The sequence below is a fragment of the Hyphomonas sp. UBA4494 genome, from assembly GCF_002388935.1.
In the GTDB taxonomy this organism is placed as follows: domain Bacteria; phylum Pseudomonadota; class Alphaproteobacteria; order Caulobacterales; family Hyphomonadaceae; genus Hyphomonas.
The window spans coordinates 227-999 of sequence record NZ_DGNK01000018.1; the positions used below are offsets into that span (position 1 = coordinate 227).

Here is a 773-nt window from a genome sequence, read left to right on the forward strand (position 1 = left end):
CGTGGGAGAGTAAGTCGCCGCCGGGCCTGCCAAGATGATTTCAAACCCTTCAGATTTAAGACCAACCGCGTCCAATAAGCATTGGCGCGGTTTTTTTATGTCTGGCAAAGACGATATTCTGGCGGTATCGACGCTTTGAACCCCGGCGCGGCTAGGTTATGGTTTGGCGGCGCGGAACGAATCGACCGCGCAGGGCGCAGATGGNNNTGTTGGCGGCCGTCCTGGCCGCTGCAGGGTGTTCTAAAGCGCCCGATGGCGGCGTTGAAGCGCCAGCCGGTTCTTCTGAGGCGGCTGGCGACGAAAACATCAATCTTGATGTCTGGCTGGAACGACTGGAGGTTGGCAGCCGCGAGCTTTATTCAGCGCGCGAAAATGTTGTCGCCGCGCTGGGGCTAGAAGAGGGTGATGTTGTCGCCGANNCACCGGGCTTTACTCTTTATTGTTTGCTGAGGCCGTTGGGCCAGAGGGCCGTGTTTTCGCAGAAGACATTGAGCCGCTGTTTCTTGATCTTATCAATCGTCGGGCGGAAGACGCCGGCGTTAACAACATAACGGCAGTATTCGGACGGGAAGACAACGTGACGCTTCCCGCCAATGCTATGGATTTTGTTTTTATCGCGGACACCTATCACTACTTCGACGATCGCGAAGCAGTGATGAAGTCGATTTTCGAAGCCCTAAAACCTGGCGGATCGCTCGTCATCATCGATTACGATCTAGAGCCGGGGGCGGAGCGGCCAGAAGACAAATCGCATGTCCGGTTCGGCAAGGCAG

Annotated in this window: 1 pseudogene (cut by a window edge); it reads left to right on the plus strand. The window is 56.2% G+C overall.

The annotated features are described in order from the left end of the window. Positions 1–433: 433 nt before the first annotated feature. Positions 434–773 (plus strand): annotated as a pseudogene (locus B2P82_RS07155) (methyltransferase domain-containing protein); its annotated part runs 95 nt beyond the window's last position; the annotation flags it as partial.